The 1,582-nt window shown below is 70.2% G+C and carries 2 protein-coding genes; both read right to left on the bottom strand.

The genetic code is table 11. The features are described 5' to 3' along the window. Positions 1-544 (bottom strand): ATP-binding cassette domain-containing protein (locus A612_RS07930; RefSeq protein ID WP_040436333.1); only part of this gene is annotated, 544 nt, incomplete at its 3' end. Positions 545-548: 4 nt separating this feature from the next. Further along, the coding region (locus A612_RS07925; RefSeq protein ID WP_019373970.1) for an ABC transporter permease at positions 549-1,582 on the bottom strand (1,034 nt) is incomplete at its 5' end.

Genomic DNA, 1,582 nt, shown 5'->3' with positions numbered 1-1,582 from the left:
GCAGCAGCCGCGGCCGGCTGGCCAGCGCCATGGCGATCATGGCGCGCTGGCGCTGCCCGCCGGAGAGCTGGTGCGGAAAGCTCTTCGCCCGCCGCTCAGGCTCGGCGATGCCGGTGGAAGCCAGCAGCTCCACCGCCGCCTGCAGCGCCGCCGCGCGGCCCAGGCCCTCCTTGAGCTGCAGCACCTCCGCCACCTGCTCGCCCACGGCCATCAGTGGATTGAGCGCCGTCATGGGCTCCTGGAACACCATCGCGATGTCCCCGCCGCGCACGCCTAGCAGCTCGCGCTCGGGCAGCTGCAGCAAATCGCCCCGGCCGGCAAGCTCTGCCCGTCCCGTGACGCGGGCGTCGCCTGCCAGCCGCAGCAGCGCCAGCGCCGTGACGGTCTTGCCCGAGCCCGATTCGCCCACCAGGGCAAGCTTCTCGCCCGGCTGCACGTCGAAACCCACGCCATGCACCACCTGCTTGCTGCCGAAGCGCACGTCCAGGTCGCGCACCCGCAGCAGTGGCCCGGTGGCCTCGCCCCTTCGCAAGGAATTGCGCACGTCGTCAGCCCCCCGCCTTGCGCGGATCGAGCGCATCGCGCAGCGCATCGCCCATGAAGGTGAGCAGCAGCAGCGTCGTTACCAGCACGCCGAAGGTGGACAGCGAGATCCACCACGCATCGATGTTGTTCTTGCCCTGGCTGAGCAGCTCGCCCAGGCTGGGCGTGCCCGGCGGCACCCCCAGGCCAAGGAAGTCCAGCGAGGTCAGCGCCAGGATCGCCGCCCCCATCCGAAAGGGCAGGAAGGTGACGACCGGCGTCATGCTGTTGGGCAGGATGTGGCGCCAGACGATCTGCCGGCCCGGCACCCCGAGCGCGCGCGCCGCCTTCACGTAGTCGAGCTGGCGGTTGCGCAGGAATTCCGCGCGCACGTAGTCCGCCAGGCCCATCCAGCCAAAGAGCGACAGCAGCACCAGCAGCAGCGCGATGCTGGGCGCGAACACCGCGCTGAAGATGATCAGCAGGTACAGCTCCGGCATCGAGCCCCAGACCTCGACGAAACGCTGCATCGCCAGGTCGGTGCGCCCGCCGATGAAGCCTTGCAGCGCCCCCGCGGCAATGCCCAGGACGACGCCCACCGCCGTGAGCGCCAACCCGAACAGCACGCTTACGCGAAAGCCGTAGATCAGCTGCGCCAGCATGTCGCGGCCGCGGTCGTCGGTGCCCAGCCAGTTCTCGCGCGAGGGCGGCGCCGGGTTCGGCTCGCGCGTGAAATAGTTCAGCGTATCGGGGCCGTAGGGGTTCAGTGTGTACAGCGCCCAGTTGCCGCCTTCGGTGATGCGCTGGCGCACGAAGGGGTCGAGGTAGTCCGCCGGGGTGGAGAAGTCGCCCCCGAAGCTCGTCTCCGGGTAGTCGCGCACGAGCGGGAAATAGAACTCGCCCTCGTAGCGCACCAGCAGCGGCCGGTCGTTGCTGACCAGCTCCGCGCCGAGGCTCAGCAGCACCAGCGTACAGAACACGACCAAGCTCCAGAAGCCCAGGCGGTTGGCGCGAAAGCGCCGCCAGGCGCGCTGGCGCGGCGACAGGCTGGGCGCTGCCC

This window comes from Melaminivora alkalimesophila (assembly GCF_000282995.1).
GTDB lineage: Bacteria > Pseudomonadota > Gammaproteobacteria > Burkholderiales > Burkholderiaceae_C > Melaminivora > Melaminivora alkalimesophila.
Note: the sequence above shows the minus strand (reverse complement) of the source record. Positions and strands in the feature narration are given on the sequence as shown.